Genomic DNA, 21,916 nt, shown 5'->3' with positions numbered 1-21,916 from the left:
GTTTTCTCAGAACATATTTTGTAGTCATAGAACCCGACAAAAAAAGTGCGGGCATACGACACCCACACTTGTAAAATCTTAAGTAAGAAATACATTTACCTGCTAACTGCGAATGCGTCCATCAGGTGAGAAGCGGGTGCTTCTACTTGTTCCACAAAACAATATTCTATTATCCTTGATGAGTTTATCATAGGACATGACGTCTGTCAAGAAGACGCGATGTGTTTTACTAACAACAAGAAATATTGTAACAAACAACTAACATACTTGCAATACTTTTTTACGATAAGTGTTACATGGGTATTTTTTCTAATTCCCCTCAAGTATATTACATAAAAAAGCCGCGGTATACCGCGGCTTTTTCTTATCGTTTTCCTTCTACTTTAATCATGTCAACAAAAGCATCTAATGCGATTGTTTCTGATTTTTGTTCACCATATTTACGTACGTTTACGCCGTTTTCAGTTACTTCATTGTCACCTACTACAAGCATGTACGGAATTTTTTGCATTTGTGCTTCACGGATTTTGTAACCAATCTTCTCTTCACGAGTGTCTAATTCAACACGGATACCAGCACGACGCAATTCGTCTTGTACTTTCTTCGCATAGTCTAAATGTACTTGCGGAGAAACTGGAATTACTTGTACTTGAACTGGAGCTAACCAAGTTGGGAATGCACCTTTGTATTCTTCAATTAAGAAGGCTACGAAGCGTTCCATAGTTGATACAACACCACGGTGAATTACAACTGGACGATGTTGCTTACCGTCTTCACCAACATAAGTTAATTCAAAGCGTTCTGGAAGTAAGAAGTCTAATTGTACAGTTGAAAGTGTTTCGTCTTTTCCAAGAGCAGTACGAACTTGAACATCCAGTTTTGGACCGTAGAATGCCGCTTCACCTTCAGCTTCATAGTAATCAAGACCCATTTCATCCATAGCTTCTTTTAACATACCTTGTGCTTTTTCCCACATCTCATCATCCGCATAATACTTTTTAGTATCTGCTGGGTCGCGATAAGATAGACGGAATGAGTAGTTCTCTAAACCGAAATCTTTGTACACTTCTAGAGTTAAGTTTACAACACGTTTTAACTCTTCTTTAATTTGATCTGGACGAACGAAAATGTGCGCATCGTTTAAAGTCATTCCGCGTACACGTTGTAATCCAGATAACGCACCTGACATTTCATAACGATGCATTGTTCCAAGTTCCGCAATACGGATTGGTAATTCACGGTAGCTGTGAATATCATTTTTATAAACCATCATATGGTGAGGACAGTTCATTGGACGAAGAACTAATTCTTCATTATCCATTTCCATTGATGGGAACATGCCATCACGGTAGTGGTTCCAGTGACCAGAAGTTTCATATAACTCTCTGCTTCCTAATACTGGAGTGTATACGTGATCATAACCTAAGCTTGCTTCTTTATCAACGATGTAACGCTCGATAATACGACGAATTGTTGCACCTTTTGGTAACCAAAGTGGTAAACCTTGTCCTACTTTTTGGCTATTAGTAAATAGTTTTAATTCTTTACCTAATTTACGGTGATCGCGCTCTTTCGCTTCTTCAAGCATACGTAAGTGCTCATCTAGTTCTGCTTTCTTAACGAATGCAGTACCGTAAATACGTTGTAACATTTTATTATTGCTATCGCCGCGCCAGTAAGCACCTGCAACGCTTAATAATTTAAACACTTTAATTTTCCCTGTAGATGGAAGGTGAACACCACGGCAAAGGTCGAAGAATTCGCCTTGCTCATAGATTGAAATAACTGCATCTTCTGGAAGGTCGTTAATTAAATCTAATTTTAACTCATCGCCAATTTCTTCAAAGCGACGAAGTGCTTCTGCACGTGGTACTTCATGACGAACGATTTCTAAGTTCTCGTTCACGATTTTTTGCATTTCTTTTTCGATTTTCTTGAAGTCTTCAACTGTAATTGCTTCTTCCATATCGATATCGTAATAGAAGCCATTTTCAATTACTGGGCCAATGCCAAGCTCAAGCTTAACATCTTTATATAAACGTTTTAACGCTTGTGCTAAAAGGTGGGCTGTTGAATGGCGTAAAATATATAAGCCATCTTCAGAATCTAATGTAATAATAGAAACTGCACCATCTTCTTCGATTGGTGTAACAAGATCGATCATCTCATCGTTTAATTTTCCAGCTACAGCTTTTTTCTTTAAGCCTGGGCTAATAGAAGCTGCGATTTCTTCAGTTGTTACGCCTTTTGGAAACTCCTTCACAGCTCCATCAGGGAAAGTAATTTTAACTACATCTGCCATCACTGGTCACTCCTCTTTTTCTCAAAATAAAAAACACTCATCCCATAAAAAGGGACGAGTGTTGAATTCGTGGTTCCACCCTTGTTCCAATTAACATGATCGTTAATTGCTCAAGTTCAACATAACGGTGTTGTCCGTTAGCAATTACTAAAAGAATCGTTCACTGCTAAAGTTTAGAGGTGGTAAGTAATAATCCCGTACTAGGAAGCTCACACCCTAAGGCTTCCCTCTCTGAAAATCGTAGAAAACTACTCATGTCCTCATCATGACATTTCGATATATTTCATTTATGTAGGTAATTATATGCTCAAAAACTTAGAAAATCAAGGGCGTTACCTTTATTTTTTAAATTTTTCACATTGCGCTCAAAATCATGTAATCCATGTAATTGGACCCGTTCTTGAAACACATTTCGCAAAGTAATAATCATATTATGGTCTTGTTCCTTCGTATATAAATAAATCTTTTTTGGCGAAATAGAAAGAAGCGGCGCAATTACTTTTGTATCAATATATACATCATTTTGCTTTAATAATTCTTCATCTATATATTGGACCAACTTCTCCTGTTTTAAACGTCTACCTTTATCATCATAAAAGATAAAGCTTTCATCAAAAATAAGATGCACACAGGACAAGCGTGATTTACGGCTACTCACTTGTTGCCGAAGCGTTTCAATGAACATTTGGTATTCTTGCTCCATCTTATATTCATCAATTGCCACTTCCGCAAGTTTAGCCACCATTTCCCTATATGTACGAAGACGAAAACGGATATATGATGAAAACGAGAATGAGAGCGGATCACAAAGCCAATTATTTAAAGAAGACTTAATATATGACTCAAATGCGTTACGAGTTAAATCCTGAGCTACACCTTTTCTTCTTCCCTTTAAAATCTCATGTGCCATGTGCAATATTTGATGACACTCTTCTTGTTCTTCATAAAAAAACTTTTCTTTTAAGATCGTATAAATCCACTCATTTTGTTTCACATTCACAATGAAATACACCATTACTGGCAATAAGATCTTTTCAATATAATTCGATTCATGTACTGGTATGTGAATCACCACTTTTTGCTCCTGTAAATACACACTCGTTTCCTTATATAACACTTCCGCTCTTTTCAGCAATTGTCTATATACGTGCATAGCATCATTTTTTTCTTCGAAGCAAATTTCAATCACTTTTGTCCCCCCTTTTATCCCTGCTCTAAAGGACTGTATCTATACGTTACAAATCCTATAAGAGTCCGTCCCGTGGAAGTTCACTCTTAGTAGAATTACATTTCCTATCGTTAGAAAATCCACTCAATCTGGCTTGCTAATTTTATATATATTAAGGGAGGGAGAAAAAAATGATACAAGCTACTATGAATTTTTTATTGTATACTTTATTTATCACTAAAAGGGGGTATGTGAATGTTCGAATATAAATTCGTAAAAGTCGAATTCCATTGGGGGCTCACTCGCTCAAAACTAGCTGAAGACTACCAAGAAATTATTCAAGAACATGCTAGAGATGACTGGAGGTTCGTACAGATTGTCGCCCCTACGATTGGCAGTTCTGGACAACCTGAATATTTCGACCTCATATTTGAAAAGAAAATATCACTATAATACAAAAGAGCAAGCTTCTCAGCTTGCTCTTTTACTTATGACGACGATTTTTCCCACCAATCGGAATTGGTTTCGCTAAATATTTAATTCGTTCCATAATACGTGCTGCCTTCATTTCTTCAGCCTCACCACGCTGTGTATACGTTAAATGGTGTTCCAGTTGTTTAAAATCAAAATTAGACGTAAAGAACGTCGGTAAGTTTTCTAACATACGGAATTGCAAGATTGCACCAAGCACATCGTCACGCACAAAGCTTGACATTGCTTCTGCCCCGATATCATCTAACATTAAAACTTGTACGCGTTTAACCGCATCAATCTTTTCACCAATCGAATTATCTTGAATCGAACTTTTGATTTCACGTAAAAATTCTGGGAAGTATACGAGCATCGAACTTATTTTCTTTCGAGCAAGCTCGTTCGCAATTGCTCCTAAAAGGTACGTTTTTCCTACACCAAATTTACCGTACAAATATAAACCTTGTGCTTTTTTACCTGGTTCATATGTACTTAAAAATTCATTCGCTGCACCAATTGCATCGATACGTGCATTTAAATCAGAAGGGTCTAAGTTTTCCATAGTTGCCTGTAAAATATCCGTTGGCATATATACACTTTGAACGAGTTTTTCATATTTCTTTCTCTCGTCATGTGCTACTTTTCTAACGCAGCGATCATATTGAATATCAATCATTTTCCCTTGAATAACAAGCTTTGGCTCGTACCCTTGCAGCATATTTTTACATGAACCTAAATCCGGACAATCCACGCAACCTACACTTTGTCCAATATATTCATATAGCTTCACAAGACTGCGCTCAATCATAGAAGTCGTTACTTCACCTTTATGTTCGTCTATAAATTCTTTCACACGCGGATGCGCCATTACTTCTGCCTTTAATACTTCATATCTATTTTTAAATTTTTCATTTCCCATTAATTTTGCAAATGAATTTTGAATATGCTCCATTTTCTCACCTCAAAGAGCGTTCATTCTCTTCTATTAATCACGCTTATATTTTTTTAACACTTCTTCTAATCGTTTTCGTTCATCTTCTAACGTACTTGCATCTTTTTCTACACTTACATCTTTCTTCGCCGTTTCTTTCTCTTGTTCCTTCGGCTCTTCTTCCTTAAGCCAATCTGGTACCATTTCTTTCCGTACCGTTTTCTTCGCCGTACGGCCTTTTTTCTTCGTCTCAGCCCACTCTTGATATTGACGGTTCTCTTCTTTCGCTAACGCCATCGCGTCCGCTACTGTACCAACCTTTTTACGTGCCCAATGCCCAGCAATCTTCTCGACATACGTTTTCGCAAGTTTCATATCTGAGCGTAGCATAACGTAATAAATAAGTACATTCACAACTCCTGGTGTCAATTTTTGATTAATCATGACATCTTCAACGATTTGCAAGTCCGCTTTCGTTGCCTCTGCACCACCAGAAATCTCTTTCAATAATTGTTTTGGCGAGATTTCCTCTAGCTGCTTTATTAGCATCTCCTCTTGCGATGAAGGCTCTTTCTCTTTCATCGTACGTGCAGCATGAGGCTGTACTCTTTCACTTAATACCGGTAATGCTTGACCATTTTCAAATTGATACCAATCGCGAGCTCCTTTTCTAAGCCTTTCCATATCAATTGTTTGCATCTCTGTCACCGCACCAAGAACGATATTTTGCATCGATAACACATCTACACCATACACGTAAGCAAGTGTTATAACGCAGTCTCTTACTTGACCTGTAATCGACTTTTTAGGAACAAGAGCGGACAATCCATCTACAAATAAAGAGAAATCAAAGAAATCATTCCAAACTTTCGGAGCGTCTCCCTTCTCGTTACTTGGCATAGTTGTCGTTTTTGGGATACGAAGATCTTCTTGCGCATGCTCAAGCTGTCCTGGATTAAACGAACCAAACACATCATTGAAAGAGCGCGTAACATTTTCATAAGAAGCAAAATCAAATTCTTCTTCTAAGAAATATTGCTTTACTTGATTATATTTTGTCCGACTCAATCGATTGTATAAAAAGATACTTAAAACAATATCATCAAAAAACTGCTTTGGAGATAAAGGTGGTTGCAACTCATATATGAACATTCGAATATCTTTTTCTTTCTTAATATATACCTTCAAAAGCCCAATTGCCTCTAACTTTACTCGTTCCTCATATATTTCAGGAAGTTGCATTTGCATAGTCACCATAAGGGAATGATGTGTATTCTCTTTTCCAAATACACGATCTTGCTCTAGCTCCCCCCATAGTGTCATGTATAAGCTAAAAGCTCTACTACCTATTAACGGCTGATACAACATCGTTAATACTTTTCGGTCGTAATTATGCAGTAGCCCTTTCGCACTTACTTTATAACGATCAATCGGCAATAGCTCCATCCATGACTGTTTTTCCATTATTGCTTTTCCTTTCTCTCATCCAATCTATCCTCTACTTCATTCGTTCTATCTTCATTATATAAATTCTTAGTGAAAAAGAGCTATTAGCTTACGCTTCTAGCTCTCTTATCCTATCACTTACGGTATGTAAAGAGAATAAAATACAACTTCTACTCTCTTTCTTTTTGCAGTATATCTTTTAATTCTTCAATAAATACATTTAAATCTTTAAATTGACGATATACAGAAGCAAAGCGTACGTAAGCAACATCATCAATATCGCGAAGTTCTTCCATAACAATTTCACCAATCATATCACTTTTCACTTCTGATATACCTAAATTACGCAGTTCACGTTCCACGCTTTGTGTTACTTCTTCTAATTGTCTTAAAGATACTGGTCTTTTTTCACACGCTTTAATTAAACCACGTAAAATCTTTTCTTTATTAAACTCTTCTCGTGTGCCTTCTTTTTTTACAACGATAAGAGGTGACTCTTCTACCCTTTCAAAGGTCGTAAAGCGACTTAAGCAACTTTCACACTCTCTCCTTCTTCGAATAGAGCGCCCCTCGTCTACCGGACGCGAATCTAACACTCTTGTACCATTATGAGAACAGGATGGACAACGCAATTCATTCACTCCTTTACACTATACTCTTTATTTTTCTCTACTCACTTCACCTAAAATATATATACAATATTATATAACTCATTCTAACTCTCTTACCACTTTAAGTTTCAGCGCATCACTTTATCATCTCATCCTTAAAAATAAGATGGTATATAGGGCACTACCTCATTTGCAAGAGTACAATTTATTCAACTAACCAGTACGTTATATTACCTCTTTTTTATAAACTAAAAAAGAGGTGCATTATACACCTCTTTACATTTTAAATCAATTATGTTCTTTTTTAAAGAGCTTTTGTTTCTCTCTGCTTAATTTCGAAGCTACCAGTGCCTCGAGGAAGCTCGATGCTCTCACGCGTTTTCGCGTTTAAACCTTCTGCAATATATTCTGCAGCAACATTTGGATCAATACGATCCCCACAAGTATAAACATCAATACTCGCGTAACCGTGCTCCGGAAAGCTATGAATTGTTAAATGTGATTCCGAGATAATTACTACTCCACTTACACCTTGTGGTGCAAATTTATGGAAAGCAACCTCACGCACTTCAGCACCAGCTCTTAGTGCTGCATCCACAAATAATTGTTCAATATACGGCATGTCATTAAGCTTGTCGAAATCGCAATCCCAAAGTTCAGCGATCACGTGACGACCCATCGTATCCATAGTATCCATTCTACAGTTCCCCCTTGTAAATTTATTCTAACTGTTCGAATTGAAAACTAATTTGCAATTTGGCTTGCTCCACTACCACGGGGGAAAGTTAGTCCAGAGAGGTCCTAACCCTTTAAGTAGTGACTACGTACCTCAGCTCTTAAGTTTACGAGTGTTAGTATACTTTGTTTATTTTCATTTTGCAACAACAGTTTTTTCGATTTTCTGTCATATTTTCCTCTTTACTTTTCCCTAAAAAAAATAAACGATTCACAAATGCAGTAATCACAACGTTTCGTGGTATGTCCACTTTTTAAAATATACTCATATAATTTTTTTCCTTTTCAGAAAAAAATAAAAAAAGAGGGCAAATATTGCCTTGCCCTCCCCCTTATTCACTTAAATGTGTTGCACATTTTCTTGTTTCGCTAACTCTTCAACAACTAACGTTACAAGATCTACAACACGACGAGAGTAGCCCCACTCGTTATCATACCAAGCAAGTACTTTCACTTTACGATCACCCATTACCATTGTAGATAAACCATCAATGATAGCTGAGTGTGTATTTGTATTAAAGTCGATAGATACTAAAGGCTCTTCGCTGAATTCTACAATACCTTTTAACGCACCGTTTGCAACCGTTTTGAAAGCTTCATTAATAGCTTCAACTGTCACATCACGTTTTACGTCTACTACTAAGTCAACAAGAGACACGTTTGGCGTTGGTACACGAAGTGCCATACCATGAAGTTTTCCGTTCAAGTGCGGAAGAACTTTTGCTAGCGCTTTCGCGGCACCTGTCGTTGTCGGAATGATTGATTGTCCGCAAGCACGCGCTCTTCTTAAATCTTTATGTGGGTTATCAATATTTTTTTGGTCATTTGTATAAGCGTGAACAGTCGTCATTAAACCGTTTTCAATTCCGAACTGCTCATCTAACACCTTTACAACAGGCGCTAAACAGTTTGTTGTACAAGATGCATTTGAAATAACAGTATGTTTTGTAATATCTAATTGGTCTTCATTCACACCAACTACAATTGTTACATCTTCATTTTTACCAGGCGCTGTTAAAATAACCTTTTTCGCTCCAGCTTCAACGTGAAGAATTGCTTTTTCTTTTGAATTAAATTTACCAGTTGCTTCAATTACAACTTCAACACCTAAATCTGTCCAAGGCAATTCCTTTGGATCGCGGTTGTTTAAAAGGCGAATCATTTTTCCATCAACTAATAAGTGATCTTCAAATGCTTCTACTGTTCCGTCAAACTTACCATGAACTGTATCATATTTAATTAAGTGTGCTAACGTTTCAGATGGATAGCTTGCATTGATTGCTACAATTTCGAATGCGCTTTCTTTTATTGCTTGACGAAATACCATTCTCCCAATACGTCCAAATCCATTAATTGCCACACGAGTCATAATATGTTATCCCCCTTGAATGCGTTATACTATTTATCTCCAATCCCAATAATAGTATAACACAAAAAGGAGATATGTCACTAAGCATTTTCATTAATTTCACAATTTTTTAGTCAATAATGTTCCATTTCTTTAAAATCACCTGCAATTGTGTTTTCGTTCCCATAATTGTGCCATCATTATTTATCACTTCATCTGCATTTTTCACTTTTTCCGCTAACGGCATTTGAGATTGAATACGCGCCGTTGCTTCTTCTTCGGAAAAACCATTTCGTTTCATCAAACGTTCTAATTGTGTATCAGGAGTAACTGCTACAACTAAAACACGGTCAACGAGACTTGTTAATTTACTTTCAAATAAAAGAGGGATATCTAACACAATCGCTTGCATACTTTCTTTTATGTACATTTCCTTTTGTCTATTCATTTCCTCACGTACTGCAGGATGAACAATTTTGTTTAACTGCAATCGTTTTTCTTCATTATAGAAAACGACACTCCCTAATTTCGGCCGATCCAGTTCTCCGTCTTTTTGCAACACTTCCGTTCCAAATACTTCTACTATTTTGTTATATGCTGGTTTTCCTCGCTCTACAACTTCTCGCGCAATAATATCTGCATCAATAACTGGTATGCTCAATTCACGAAACATTTGAGACACTGTACTTTTTCCACTTGCAATGCCTCCTGTTAATCCAATTACTACCGTCATCATAATCCTCCTCATAATAAAAGGCGCGAAACTAATGTTCCACGCCCATACTTACATTTTCCAAATTCCAATAATAATGAGTAATACTCCAGGCAGGAATGTAAATTTTTGTAACCACTTCATATTCGATAAAACCGTCCCAAGTTTCATTCCAATAAACAAAAACAAAGAACTCATAACTGCAACTAATATCGCCATCATAGCGGGTGCATACCCTAATAAAGATGCACCAATTCCGGCACCAAATGAATCTACAGAAAGAGCGATACCAAGAAGTAATGCTTCTCCTGCAGAAATGGTGCCTGATTTATCAAAATCTGCTACAGTCGGTTTCCGTAAAATTTGAATTACTAGCCCTAGCGAGGCAATCTCTAATTTCCAGACCTTCTCCTCTTGCTTCGGTTCTTCTTTTTTCTCACTTCGAAAAAATTGATATAACACCCAAATCCCTATTCCAATAAGAACAAGCCCACCGATACGCGTTGCGATAACAGGTGAAAATATTTTCGCGATCATATGTCCAATTCCCATTGAAACAAGCATAACAGCCGCTGAACAGATTCCGATAATTATAATTGATTTTAGTGGAATTCTTACGCTTCTTAACCCATATGTTAGCCCTACACTACAGCTATCTAAGCTTAATGTAAAAGCTAATAAAATAAGAGATAAATAAAGGTACATCGGTAAGCTCCTCCCTTATACATAGCTCTGCTGTATGTATATGACAAATGCCTATCCGATGTTATCTCTTTTCTATATTCTAGGCTGACAAATTGGGCAGTAATGCGTTCCTCGCCCGCCAACTACTGTTTTTTCTAATATCGTACCACAAGTTACACACGGCTCTCCTTTTTTTCCATATACATTTAGGAGTTCTTGGAATGAACCAATTTGCCCTTGTGAGTTGATATACGTCCGAATTGTACTTCCGCCACGTTTTACCGCTTCACCTAACGTTGTAACGGTAGCCTCATAAATCCGCTCAATTTCTTCTACTGTTAAAGAAGAAGCTTCCCGTTCCGGATGAATTTGAGAACGGAATAAAACTTCATCAACATATATATTTCCAAGCCCTACTAAAAGACGCTGGTCCAATAGCACAACTTTTATTTTACGATTTGTCTTTTGCAATCTTTCTTGTAAATACTGCGGTGTCAATTCAGCATCAAACGGCTCCGGACCTAAGTCAGCAAGAGGCATTTGATTCATCTCTTCACCTTTCTTAAAGAGATGCATCGTACCAAACTTTCTCACATCTTTATAATGTAATTCAGTTCCATCTGTAAATAAGAAACGGACGTGCGTATGTTTATCAATCGGCTCATCCTCTTGATGTAGTAAAAACTTTCCTTCCATACGCAAATGTGAAACAATAACATAATTTGTTACATATAGAAGCAAAAACTTTCCTCTTCGCTTTATATTTTCAATCTTCTCGCCTTTTAGCATTTCTTTAAAGATTTCTGCATCATCCGGTCGTTTCACTATTTTTGGATAAGTAACAATAACATCTTCAATCGTTTTTCCTGTTACAAGATTTTCAAGTGTCCGTCTGACGTTTTCAACCTCTGGTAATTCAGGCATTTCATCACTTCCTTATTTTGCGTCGTACCAAGTTGGACCGTAAGAATAATCAACTTTCAGCGGAACTGCGAGTTCAATTGCATGCTCCATTACTTCAGGTACAAGCTGCTCTAATTTTTCAATTTCTTCTTTTGGTGCTTCAAATATTAATTCATCGTGTACTTGTAGAAGAAGACGCGCTTGTAAGCCTTCTTCTTCTAAACGATCTGCCATAATAATCATCGCTTTTTTAATAATATCTGCTGCAGTACCTTGAATTGGTGTATTCATCGCTGTACGCTCAGCAAAGCTACGTAAATTGAAATTACGACTCGTAATTTCTGGAATATAACGGCGACGATTTAATAATGTGGCCACATATCCTTTTTGTTTCGCATCTTTTACGATGTCCTCCATGTATTCTTGTACACCAGGGAAACTTTCTAAATACTTTTCAATAAATTCCGCTGCTGCTTTTCTTGTAATCCCTAAGTTTTGCGAAAGACCATAATCACTAATACCATACACAATTCCGAAGTTAACAGCTTTCGCTTGTCGTCTCATATTTGAAGTTACTTCATCTTTTTCAACGCCAAATACATCCATAGCTGTTTTCGTATGAATATCCATGTCATGTTGGAATGCTTCAACTAGCCCTTTATCATTTGCAATATGAGCTAATACACGCAGCTCGATTTGTGAATAATCAGCCGCATACATAATCCAACCTTCTTCTGATGGAACAAATGCCTGACGAATCTTTCTTCCTTCTTCTAATCGAATCGGGATATTTTGCAAGTTCGGATCCGTCGAACTTAATCGACCTGTTTGTGTTAACACTTGATTAAAACGAGTATGAATTTTAGATGAATCTTCATGTACAACTTTCAGTAAACCTTCAATGTAAGTTGAATTTAGTTTCCCTAATTGACGATAATGTAAAATGTTTGGAATAATTTCATGGTGATCCATAAGCTTATCTAGTACATCAGCTGACGTAGAATAACCTGTTTTCGTCTTTTTAATAACCGGTAAGTTTAAATTCTCAAACAGAATAACACCAAGCTGCTTCGGTGAATTAATATTAAATTCTGTTCCCGCAAGCTTATAAATTTCCTGTTCCATTTCCTTTAATCTGCCTGCAAGTTCTTCTCCCATATTACGAAGACGCTCTGTATCAACTTTTACACCTTTTACTTCCATATCAGCTAATACACGCGCAAGTGGTAATTCTAACTCTGTAAACAGTTCATATTGCTCATTCTTCTCTAACTCTTCAACGAATGTTTGCTTTACATCATATAATACATGCACTTTACGAGCTACATGCTCCGCTACTACTTTTAACTCTGGAACAGCACGCTTCGCGCCTTTTCCATAAACTTCTTCGTCAGATTTCACAGCATGCGTTTCTTTCATTTTCGCTACAGTACGGAAATCTTTATCTGTATCAGCCGGATCAAGTAAATAAGCAGCGATTAATAGATCAAAGTCAACCCCTTGTATATCTATACCGTTCCATTTCAGTGCAACGATTGCACGCTTCGCATCAAATGTATGCTTTCTCATCTCTCCATCTGCAAGCCAGTCTTTAAATGCATCTGACTTAAGAGCAATGTCCTTTTGAATAAAGTAGCAACCATTTTCATTTTGAATACCAAAACCTTGAATATCTGCTTTATGATAGTTATCTTCTTGTACTTCAACAATAAGCGCACTATCTTGCTGAAGCATTTCTTCGGTAACTTCTTCCACAATATCAAATGTAATATCATCTAATTCAGCTGGAGCCGTTTCTTCTGGCGTAACACCTAATTTATTTAAAAGAGATGTAAATCCTAAACTCTCGAACATTGGAACGACATCACTTGCTTCATATCCTTTATATTCCATATCATCCACATGCACTGTAATCGGCGCATCTGTAATGATAGTTGCAAGATCTTTACTCATAAGAGCTTGGTCTTTATTTGCTTCCAGTTTTTCTTTTAATTTCTTCCCGCTTACTTGATCTAGATTGTCATACACTTCTTCAACCGTTCCAAACTGTGTTAACAATTTAATCGCAGTTTTTTCACCAACTCCTGGTACACCCGGAATATTATCTGATTGGTCTCCCATTAAACCTTTCATATCGATAATTTGCTTTGGTGATAAGCTATATTTTTCAAATAAAGCTTCTTTCGTATATTCATCTACTTCCGTAATCCCTTTTCGCGGAATACATACAAGCGTGTTATCAGAAACAAGTTGAAGTAAATCTTTATCTCCTGAAATAACTTTTACACTTGCTCCTTGTTCGCTTGCTTCTTTTGCTAGCGTTCCCATAATATCATCCGCTTCATAATTTTCCAATTCATAACGCGGTACGTTGAATGCATCAAGCATCTCACGAATAAACGGGAATTGTTCTGATAATTCAGGTGGGGTCTTTTGACGTCCGCCTTTATACTCACTATATGTTTTATGACGGAATGTCGTTTTACCCGCATCAAATGCTACTAACATATGCGTCGGTTTTTCTTCCTCTAATATTCTCATTAACATCATTGTAAAACCGTAAATTGCGTTCGTATGTATACCTTTGTCGTTATTTAAAAGCGGTAGTGCAAAGAAAGCACGATACGCGATATTATTACCATCTACTAATACGACCTTTTTTTCCAACTCAGAAACCTCCCCATGCAAATTTGAAATGATTTTTTTCACAGAAAAAAACCGTTCCTTTCCTCTCTCTATATTAACATGACTAATAGAGAGAAGAAAAATAACGGTTCTTTTCTTTCATATATAAAACAGACTTATATTGGCATAAAGGGAAGTGACGAGAACAGTTTAACTATTCTCGTCCAAAATTACTCCTTGGATGAAGGGGTTTTCATGTATTATATTAACAGAGCTTTATTAATATTTAATTAAGCCATTGTTAATATATTGTAAACATCCTTCATCCTATTTTTCAGTTGCTGATTTCGGTAAAACAACTGTAAACGTTGTCCCTTCTCCAACTTCACTATCTACTGTAATCGTACCTTGATGCGCCTCTACTAAATGCTTTACAATTGATAATCCAAGGCCTGTACCACCAGTATTTCTACTTCTTGCTTTATCCACTCGGTAAAAGCGTTCAAAAATACGCGGAATTTCCTCTTTACTAATACCAATTCCAGTATCCGATACTTTTATATAAGCATTATATTTATCTTCCGCTAACTCTACTGAAACAACGCCTCCAGCCGGTGTATATACGATCGCGTTATTAATTAAATTAATAAAGATTTGTTTCAGACGACTTGGATCTCCAATAACAGAGGCACGTTTTAATACATTCACTTGTAAAGAGATTTCTTTTTCTCCTGCTTTATTATCAAGCACCATATGAATATCTTCAAGCAGCCCCTTCATATCAACGGTTCCCATATTTAATTTAAATCCTTGTTGTTCGATCTTCGACAAATCTAATAAATCTTCAATTAACCCTTGCATGCGCTCACTTTCTTTTAAAATAATGTGCAAGAAATGTTCGCAGAATTTTTTATTATCCATCGCTCCGTCTAAGAGTGTTTCTGAAAAACCTTTAATAGAAGTAATCGGTGTCTTTAATTCATGAGAAACATTCGCTAAAAAGTCTTTTCTCATTTGTTCTAATTTCTTTAACTCTGTTATGTCATGGAATACGAGAACAATCCCTTTCCATTCATGGTTTGTCCCGATAATCGGTGCTCCATATACTTCAAAGTGCTTCCGCTCAATTCCAAGTGGCAATAACATTTGTTTACGCACTTTCACTTCTGTCATAAAGATTTCTTCTACAAGCTCAATAATTTCTGTATGATGAAACGATTCATAATATAAGCGATCTAAATATTCTTCATCTGTTACGTGAAAAGTTTCCTTATAAGAGCGGTTTACAAGGTTTATATATCCGCGGCTATCAATTAAAATCATTCCGCTTCCCATATTTTCAATTAACGTATGCAGACGATCTTGCTGCATTTCTTGTTCCAGTGTCATCTCTTGTAAGTTACGAGCTAAAATATTAATTGCTTTACTCAGCATTCCTGTTTCGTCCGAATGACTTTCGTATGCACGTGCTTTATAATTACCCTTCGCCAATTCAATTGCAACTTTCGTAACTGATTCAATCGGCCTAATATATTGCCCTGTAATTTTCATACCTAAAAATACAACTACGAGACAAGCAATGACAAATCCGATAATTAATAATCCCCACGTTTTTTGATGTACGTCTCTTAAAGGATCGATTGTACTTTTCACCAAAATGTATCCTTGTTTTCCTTCTACATCTTGAACGAACACCGTATGATAAAATTGATTCTTTCGATCTGTCTCTTTCGTAATCACTTTACTTCGTTGTTTTGCCACTTCCGAAGAAAGTTCTTGAATCGTCTCTGGACTAAATGCCAATTCTTGTCCTTTTCTATATTGAACTTTCTTTTTTTCATTCACAAATACGATAGAAGCTGGTATTTTTTCTTCTAACTTTTCAAATACGTATGGATTTTTTAGGACCTTATCAAAACCTTGCTCTTCTGCTAACGCCGCAACATACTCCGTCTCTTTTACCATTCTCTCTTTAGCATGATCTATATAGTAGTTTTCAAACACAGTTTCTAGCAATAAGCCTAGTCCAACTAAAATAAATACAATAAGAGAAACAAATGTAAAAAGAAGCCTGGAACGAAATTTATTCATTCCCTTTTGGCTCCTCTAATTTATATCCTAAACCACGTATCGTTTTAATGTACGTCGGTTTTTTCGTATTTTGTTCAATTTTATCGCGCAAATGGCTAATATGAACATCAACAATTCGTGTATCACCAGCAAAATCGTAATTCCATACAGCACTTAATAATTGATCACGCGTCAACACGCGACTTTTATTTTTCGCGAGATACACAAGTAGTTCAAATTCTTTTGGTGTTAATTCAAGCTTTCTTCCTTGGAAATAAGCCTCATAAAACTCCGGTAAAATTTTAAGTTCTGCAATTGTAATGCTATCTTCATCTGGCGCTTCTGCAACTTGTTCTTCTTGTTGTAATTTCGTGCGGCGCAAAATTGCCTTCACACGAGCAACAACTTCTCTTGGACTAAATGGCTTCGTCATATAATCATCTGCCCCAAGTTCAAGACCTAGCACCTTATCAAACTCATCATCTTTTGCCGTTAACATTAAAATCGGCGTCATAACGCGCTGCAATCGTAATTCTTTACACACTTCCATACCATCCATTTTCGGAAGCATTAAATCTAATATAATTAAATCTGGGCGTTCTGTTGTCGCTTTTTGAAGCGCCATTTCTCCATCCATCGCTGTTATAACTTCAAACCCAGCTTGTTGTAAATTAAATTCAATTAAAGTTAAGATAAATTCCTCATCATCAACTACTAAAATACGATTGTTCATTCTTTTCCTCCAAGTTATAGACTTGAAACCTTCTTCATCCTAGTATTTCCCCCGTTATTCTCATCATACTAGAAAACAAGGTCCCTCTCAATATAATTGTCTATTCATGGAGATCGTTTGTGTAGAATTGAGAAAGTAGACGTAATTACGCTTCACCTGCAACTACACAGGATTTTGCCAAACTTTATAGATTGCTCTCTCTTCTTTAAAGCTCACTTCCGTATGAACTATAAAGTGAAACTTTAATCAGTGGGGGTTGTTCATTCCCCACTGATTATTAGTTGAATCAATCGGGCTTTTACGGGCAGTTGATTCCCGACCTAACTTCTTTGCTTTCGCTGAATTTTGAGGTGGGATCTTACTGCCCGTTAATGCGGGATAAAATCTTGATTTTGTGCTAGGAAAAACGAAAGAGCATACGCTATTTTATAATCTAGCGTTTCATATCCATCAAATAATCTCCCGTACATTTCATTCGCGATCGAATCGGCCCACACTTCAGTTTTTCGTATCGTTTCAAAGATAACATCTTCTTTTTTCCACCTCACTTAAAAGAATCACTCCTTTCATTGACTTCAATTACCGATATTTATATAATTAATCTTAATATATAAATTAATACAATCAGGAGGTCTATTATGCGACTAATACTACCCATTCTATCTTTAGCAGTCACATGTATCCTTGCTTTCAACGCTCCGAGCTGGAATACGATTAAAATGGGTTGCTCAGAATTTGCTGAAGGGTTCAAAGAAGGATTCTTCAACTAAAAATAGCGCTAGCATCCTTATTCAAGGTATGCTAGCGCTATTCATATTTTCATCTTTTAAAAATTATCTAATGCTTTTTCCATAATGGAAACAGATTTATAAGGTGGCGTTACTGTTAATGAACCCTTTACAACAGTTTCTCCTTTTTCATCATGAGCAGATACAAGCATATCAATTGTATGTTCCTCCTCAGAAACAGCCACAACTTCAAAGTGGATTTGTAACGTTTCATAATGGTGAACATGCTTCACGAACGTAAGGTCCTTCCTAGTAATATGACTTCCTGGACCCGGTAAATATTTCGTAACTGCCGTTGTAATCATTCCCGTTAGCATAATGCTTGGTACAATCGGCTTTTCATACGGAGTTTGGGATGCGTAATCATGCTGAATATATAATGGATTGGCATCATTCGTTAACCCTAAGTACAATAACAAATCTTTATCCTCAATTTTTTCAGTGATAGATAATTTCTCTCCTACTGTAATTTCATCCATTTTACGACCAATTTGAACTTTTTTCTTTAACATGTTACAACCCCCTCCGATTTTTTCACCTTATTATCCTACTAAAAGCGATACCTTATCCGAAATTTACTATGATGAGGGCAATGTATAGTATAAATCTACAGTTTCATTATAGGATATTACAAATGATAGCGTTTTCATATTATTTCAAAAAAACAATTCGGTAAATAGTAGAAAAAGATTCGGAATCCCGAATCTTTTTCACTACTATTCAATTATTAAACAAGAACTTTCATTACGTTACGTACAGATTCTACAGAGCGATCTAACGCTTCTTTTTCATCTGCAAGAAGTTCTAATTCAATAATTTTTTCAATTCCGTTACCACCTAGAATTACTGGTACCCCTAAGTAAAGGTCACTATAACCATACTCACCTTCAAGGTACGCAATAGCTGGTAATACACGGCGTTGATCTTTTAAGATTGCTTCTGTCATTTCAACTAAAGAAGCTGCTGGTGCGTAATATGCACTACCGTTTCCTAATAAGCCTACAATCTCACCGCCACCTTTACGTGTACGTTCTACGATTGCTTCTAAACGCTCTTTCGGAATTAACGTTTCTAACGGAATACCGCCTGCATAAGAATAACGCACAAGAGGTACCATGTCGTCACCATGTCCACCAAGAACAAATCCTGTAATGTCTTTTACAGAAAGATTTAATTCTTGTGCGATGAATGTACGGAAACGAGCTGTATCTAATACGCCCGATTGGCCGATTACACGCTCTTTCGGGAATCCTGCTTCCTTAAATACAGAATATGTCATTGCATCAACTGGATTTGTTAACACAACAATAATTGCATTTGGTGAATGTTTTGCAATGTCGCGCGTAATACTTTTCATAATTTTAGAGTTCGTTGCTACTAAGTCATCACGGCTCATACCAGGCTTACGTGCAATACCTGCTGTAATAACGACAACGTCAGAATCAGCAGTATCTGCGTAATCAGATGTTCCAATAATGTTAGCATCAAAACCTTGTACTGGGCTCGCTTCTAACATATCTAACGCTTTCCCTTTTGTTGGATTTTCCAGTTGTGGAATGTCCACTAATACAACATCTGCAAGTTCTTTTTGTGCTAATAAGAATGCCGTTGTTGCTCCTGTAAATCCTGCACCGATGACTGAAACCTTCTTGCGTTTGATTGTCATAATTTACCCCCCGCTTTAATTATGCGTTTTTGATTATCGCTACATCCATGTTTTTAATAAGCTCATTAGCAAACTCAGAACATTTCACTTCTGTTGCGCCTTCCATTAGGCGAGCGAAGTCATATGTTACTACTTTTGATGCAATTGTTTTCTCAACTGAATCTGTTACTAATTTCGCAGCTTCGTTCCATCCTAAGTGTTCTAATAATAATACACCTGAAAGAAGAACTGAAGATGGGTTTACTTTATCTAAACCTGCATATTTTGGAGCTGTACCATGTGTAGCTTCAAAGATAGCATGTCCAGTCACATAGTTAATGTTTGCACCAGGTGCAATACCAATTCCACCTACTTGTGCAGCAAGTGCATCAGAGATATAGTCACCATTTAAGTTCATTGTTGCAACAACATCGAACTCACGTGGACGAGTTAAAATTTGTTGTAAGAAGATGTCTGCAATAGAATCTTTTACGATGATTTTTCCAGCCACTTCAGCGTCTGCCATCGCTTTATTCGCTGCATCTTTACCATCTTTTTCAACAATGCGATCATATTCAGCCCAAGTAAATACTTTGTCGCCGAATTCTTGTTCCGCTACTTCGTAACCCCAGTTTTTGAAAGCACCTTCTGTAAATTTCATAATGTTTCCTTTATGAACTAATGTAACAGAAGAGCGTTTTTCGTTAATTGCATATTGAATTGCAGCACGAACAAGACGCTTTGTCCCTTCTTCTGAGATTGGTTTAATACCAATACCAGATGTTTCTGGGAAGCGGATTTTATTAACACCCATTGCTTCTTTTAAGAAAGCAAGAACTTTTTCTGCTTCTGGAGATCCTTGTGCATATTCAATTCCAGCATAAATGTCTTCTGTATTTTCACGGAAAATAACCATATCAGTATCTTCCGGACGTTTTACAGGTGAAGGAACACCTTCAAAATAACGAACTGGACGTAGACATACATATAGATCTAATTCTTGACGAAGTGCTACGTTTAGAGAACGAATACCACCGCCAACTGGAGTTGTAAGTGGACCTTTAATTGCGATTAAATATTCGCGAATTAAATTTAAAGTTTCTTCTGGTAACCACTCGCCTGTTTGGTTGAATGCTTTTTCCCCTGCAAGCACTTCTTTCCAAACGATTTTCTTCTCACCATCATAAGCTTTTTCAACTGCTGCTTCTATTACGCGAGATGCAGCTGCCCAAATATCAGGACCAATTCCATCTCCTTCAATAAATGGAATAATCGGATTGTTTGGTACATTCATAACACCATTAGTTACAGTAATTTTTTCACCTGTCGTCAATGTGATAACCCCCATGTTTGAAATTTCATATGTATGAAACTGAGGGAATAACCCCTCAGTTCAAACCGTTAGTCAAATTAAAATATTCTAATCATTACATCTTTCCGAAAAAATCAGACTTTTGAAAGCGTATTTTCACTATCGAAATAGTGTTTTTCGCTTATCTTTGTGCGATTGGAACATACACTTGATGCGTTGGTCCATTATAATCAGCACGCGGACGGATTAAACGGTTGTTTTCATATTGTTCTAGAATATGAGCTAACCAGCCTGACATACGGCTAATTGCAAAAATAGGTGTAAATAAGTCATGGTCAATTCCTAAACAATGGTATACAGAAGCTGAATAGAAATCGACATTTGGTGGAAGACCTTTTTCTTTTGTTACAATGTCTTCAATTTTGATAGACATATTATACCATTTGTCTTCTCCTAAAAGCACGCATAATCTCTTAGACATTTCACGTAAGTGTTTTGCACGTGGATCACCTTGCTCATACACACGGTGGCCAAAGCCCATGATTTTCACTTTATTTTGAAGAGCATTATGAATATATGACTCTACATTTTCTTCTTCGCCAATTTCAGTTAACATCTTCATTACATTTTCATTTGCCCCACCGTGAAGAGGACCTTTTAATGCACCGATTGCTGCTGTAATACCAGAATATACATCTGACAGTGTAGCTACGCAAACACGTGCAGTAAATGTAGAAGCGTTTAACTCATGATCTGCATGAAGTACAAGTGCCTTATCAAAAGCTTCAATTTCAACTTCATTTGGCTCGCGATCATTTAACATGTACAAGAAGTTTGCAGCTAATGATAAATCTTTTCTTGGCTCAACAATATCTAAACCTTTACGGATTCTCGCGTAAGCAGCAACTAAAGTTCCCACTTGAGCCTGTAATTTAACCGCTTTCAAATAATTAGACTTTTCATCCATAATTTCAGCGCTCTCATCGTATAATGATAGCATGGAAATTGCGGTTCGTAAAACAGACATCGGATGTGCAATTTTTAAATCTACTTGTTTCAAATATGTTAAAATCTCACCTGGAACTTTATAGTATTCAGATACAATTTCATTAAATTCCGCTAGTTCTTTTTCATTAGGAAGCTTGCGGTGCCATAATAAGTACACTACTTCTTCAAACGTAGCATTCTCAGCTAAATCATCAATATTATACCCAACATAAGTTAATGTATCATCAATAATAGAGCTCACAGATGATGTTGTTGCTACTACCCCTTCTAAACCTCGAATAACAGTCATGACATTCTCTCCTTTTCCTGAAAATTCTCCCAACCTTGCTCCTTATATCTATTTGCTCCCCTTATGAATTATGAACGCCCGTTCACTCTTTAGGCAAGCAAAATGCACGATCATGCAAATTTGTTGCGATGTTCC

Annotated in this window: 20 protein-coding genes and 2 other annotated features; of the genes, 2 read left to right on the top strand and 18 right to left on the bottom strand. The window is 36.7% G+C overall.

What is annotated here, in order from left to right; genetic code table 11:
- Nucleotides 1–33: 33 nt before the first annotated feature.
- Nucleotides 34–154 (bottom strand) — a sequence feature (ribosomal protein L20 leader region).
- A gap of 210 nt (nucleotides 155–364) precedes the next feature.
- Together thrS and ytxC are read right to left on the bottom strand one after the other, a co-directional pair.
- Entirely contained in the window at nucleotides 365–2,302 is a 1,938-nt protein-coding gene (gene thrS / locus ASE54_RS22440; RefSeq protein ID WP_000786077.1) for a threonine--tRNA ligase, read from the bottom strand.
- 47 nt (nucleotides 2,303–2,349) lie between these two features.
- Nucleotides 2,350–2,578, bottom strand: a binding site (T-box leader).
- Nucleotides 2,579–2,609: 31 nt separating this feature from the next.
- Entirely contained in the window at nucleotides 2,610–3,491 is an 882-nt protein-coding gene (gene ytxC, locus ASE54_RS22435; RefSeq protein WP_000569624.1) for a putative sporulation protein YtxC, read from the bottom strand.
- Nucleotides 3,492–3,725: 234 nt separating this feature from the next.
- On the opposite strand from ytxC, the gene ASE54_RS22430 reads away from it, so the two are divergent.
- On the top strand, nucleotides 3,726–3,923 hold the full coding sequence (locus tag ASE54_RS22430) for a DUF4177 domain-containing protein (protein ID WP_000464454.1): 198 nt from the start codon (nucleotides 3,726–3,728) through the stop codon (nucleotides 3,921–3,923).
- Nucleotides 3,924–3,954: 31 nt separating this feature from the next.
- On the opposite strand, the gene dnaI is transcribed toward ASE54_RS22430, so the two are convergent.
- The 12 genes from dnaI to ASE54_RS22370 form a co-directional block, all read right to left on the bottom strand.
- Nucleotides 3,955–4,893 carry a primosomal protein DnaI gene (dnaI, locus tag ASE54_RS22425; RefSeq protein ID WP_000400117.1) on the bottom strand — a complete coding sequence of 313 codons (939 nt, stop codon included), beginning with the start codon at nucleotides 4,891–4,893 and terminating at the stop codon, nucleotides 3,955–3,957.
- 33 nt (nucleotides 4,894–4,926) lie between these two features.
- The gene (locus tag ASE54_RS22420) at nucleotides 4,927–6,336 is read right to left on the bottom strand and encodes a DnaD domain protein (RefSeq protein WP_000415033.1); all 1,410 of its coding nucleotides are present in this window, start codon (nucleotides 6,334–6,336) and stop codon (nucleotides 4,927–4,929) included.
- Nucleotides 6,337–6,488: 152 nt separating this feature from the next.
- Complete coding sequence (nrdR, locus tag ASE54_RS22415) at nucleotides 6,489–6,950, bottom strand: transcriptional regulator NrdR (RefSeq protein ID WP_001203687.1); 462 nt, start codon at nucleotides 6,948–6,950, stop codon at nucleotides 6,489–6,491.
- Nucleotides 6,951–7,233: 283 nt separating this feature from the next.
- Nucleotides 7,234–7,617, bottom strand: coding sequence for an adenosylmethionine decarboxylase (gene speD / locus ASE54_RS22410; protein WP_002003660.1), 384 nt, complete (start codon nucleotides 7,615–7,617; stop codon nucleotides 7,234–7,236).
- A gap of 387 nt (nucleotides 7,618–8,004) precedes the next feature.
- Nucleotides 8,005–9,033 (bottom strand): glyceraldehyde-3-phosphate dehydrogenase, encoded by a 1,029-nt coding sequence (locus tag ASE54_RS22405; RefSeq protein ID WP_000198979.1) that lies wholly within the window; start codon nucleotides 9,031–9,033, stop codon nucleotides 8,005–8,007.
- 109 nt (nucleotides 9,034–9,142) lie between these two features.
- Nucleotides 9,143–9,745 carry a dephospho-CoA kinase gene (gene coaE / locus ASE54_RS22400; protein WP_000219323.1) on the bottom strand — a complete coding sequence of 201 codons (603 nt, stop codon included), beginning with the start codon at nucleotides 9,743–9,745 and terminating at the stop codon, nucleotides 9,143–9,145.
- 51 nt (nucleotides 9,746–9,796) lie between these two features.
- The gene (gene ytaF, locus ASE54_RS22395; protein WP_000281729.1) at nucleotides 9,797–10,429 is read right to left on the bottom strand and encodes a sporulation membrane protein YtaF; all 633 of its coding nucleotides are present in this window, start codon (nucleotides 10,427–10,429) and stop codon (nucleotides 9,797–9,799) included.
- 72 nt (nucleotides 10,430–10,501) lie between these two features.
- Nucleotides 10,502–11,332: a DNA-formamidopyrimidine glycosylase gene (gene mutM, locus ASE54_RS22390; protein WP_001114475.1), complete on the bottom strand. Its 831-nt coding sequence runs from the start codon at nucleotides 11,330–11,332 to the stop codon at nucleotides 10,502–10,504.
- 12 nt (nucleotides 11,333–11,344) lie between these two features.
- Nucleotides 11,345–13,978: a DNA polymerase I gene (polA, locus tag ASE54_RS22385; RefSeq protein ID WP_000412808.1), complete on the bottom strand. Its 2,634-nt coding sequence runs from the start codon at nucleotides 13,976–13,978 to the stop codon at nucleotides 11,345–11,347.
- A 285-nt stretch (nucleotides 13,979–14,263) separates the two neighbouring features.
- Nucleotides 14,264–16,027 carry a sensory box histidine kinase PhoR gene (gene phoR, locus ASE54_RS22380; protein WP_001032097.1) on the bottom strand — a complete coding sequence of 588 codons (1,764 nt, stop codon included), beginning with the start codon at nucleotides 16,025–16,027 and terminating at the stop codon, nucleotides 14,264–14,266.
- Entirely contained in the window at nucleotides 16,020–16,739 is a 720-nt protein-coding gene (phoP, locus tag ASE54_RS22375) for a two-component system response regulator PhoP (RefSeq protein WP_001065220.1), read from the bottom strand. The genes phoR and phoP overlap by 8 nt, the downstream gene beginning before the upstream one ends.
- 368 nt (nucleotides 16,740–17,107) lie before the next feature.
- The gene (locus ASE54_RS22370; RefSeq protein WP_001267359.1) at nucleotides 17,108–17,287 is read right to left on the bottom strand and encodes a hypothetical protein; all 180 of its coding nucleotides are present in this window, start codon (nucleotides 17,285–17,287) and stop codon (nucleotides 17,108–17,110) included.
- Between the two features lie 90 nt (nucleotides 17,288–17,377).
- Here ASE54_RS22370 and ASE54_RS37420 point away from each other — a divergent pair, with 90 nt between their 5' ends.
- Complete coding sequence (locus ASE54_RS37420; protein ID WP_001237012.1) at nucleotides 17,378–17,509, top strand: hypothetical protein; 132 nt, start codon at nucleotides 17,378–17,380, stop codon at nucleotides 17,507–17,509.
- A gap of 56 nt (nucleotides 17,510–17,565) precedes the next feature.
- Here the strand turns inward: ASE54_RS37420 and ASE54_RS22365 are convergent, their stop codons facing one another.
- From ASE54_RS22365 to citZ, 4 genes are all read right to left on the bottom strand, one after another.
- Nucleotides 17,566–18,039 carry a MaoC/PaaZ C-terminal domain-containing protein gene (locus ASE54_RS22365; protein WP_000914181.1) on the bottom strand — a complete coding sequence of 158 codons (474 nt, stop codon included), beginning with the start codon at nucleotides 18,037–18,039 and terminating at the stop codon, nucleotides 17,566–17,568.
- Nucleotides 18,040–18,254: 215 nt separating this feature from the next.
- Entirely contained in the window at nucleotides 18,255–19,193 is a 939-nt protein-coding gene (mdh, locus tag ASE54_RS22360; protein ID WP_000153232.1) for a malate dehydrogenase, read from the bottom strand.
- 19 nt (nucleotides 19,194–19,212) lie between these two features.
- Entirely contained in the window at nucleotides 19,213–20,505 is a 1,293-nt protein-coding gene (icd, locus tag ASE54_RS22355; protein ID WP_000206893.1) for an NADP-dependent isocitrate dehydrogenase, read from the bottom strand.
- A 160-nt stretch (nucleotides 20,506–20,665) separates the two neighbouring features.
- On the bottom strand, nucleotides 20,666–21,814 hold the full coding sequence (gene citZ / locus ASE54_RS22350; RefSeq protein WP_000503651.1) for a citrate synthase: 1,149 nt from the start codon (nucleotides 21,812–21,814) through the stop codon (nucleotides 20,666–20,668).
- Between the last annotated feature and the right edge of the window lie 102 nt (nucleotides 21,815–21,916).

Source organism: Bacillus sp. Root131 (genome assembly GCF_001429475.1).
In the GTDB taxonomy this organism is placed as follows: domain Bacteria; phylum Bacillota; class Bacilli; order Bacillales; family Bacillaceae_G; genus Bacillus_A; species Bacillus_A thuringiensis_S.
The sequence above is the reverse complement of the archived record's forward strand: the minus strand, read 5'-3'. Positions and strand labels throughout refer to the sequence as shown.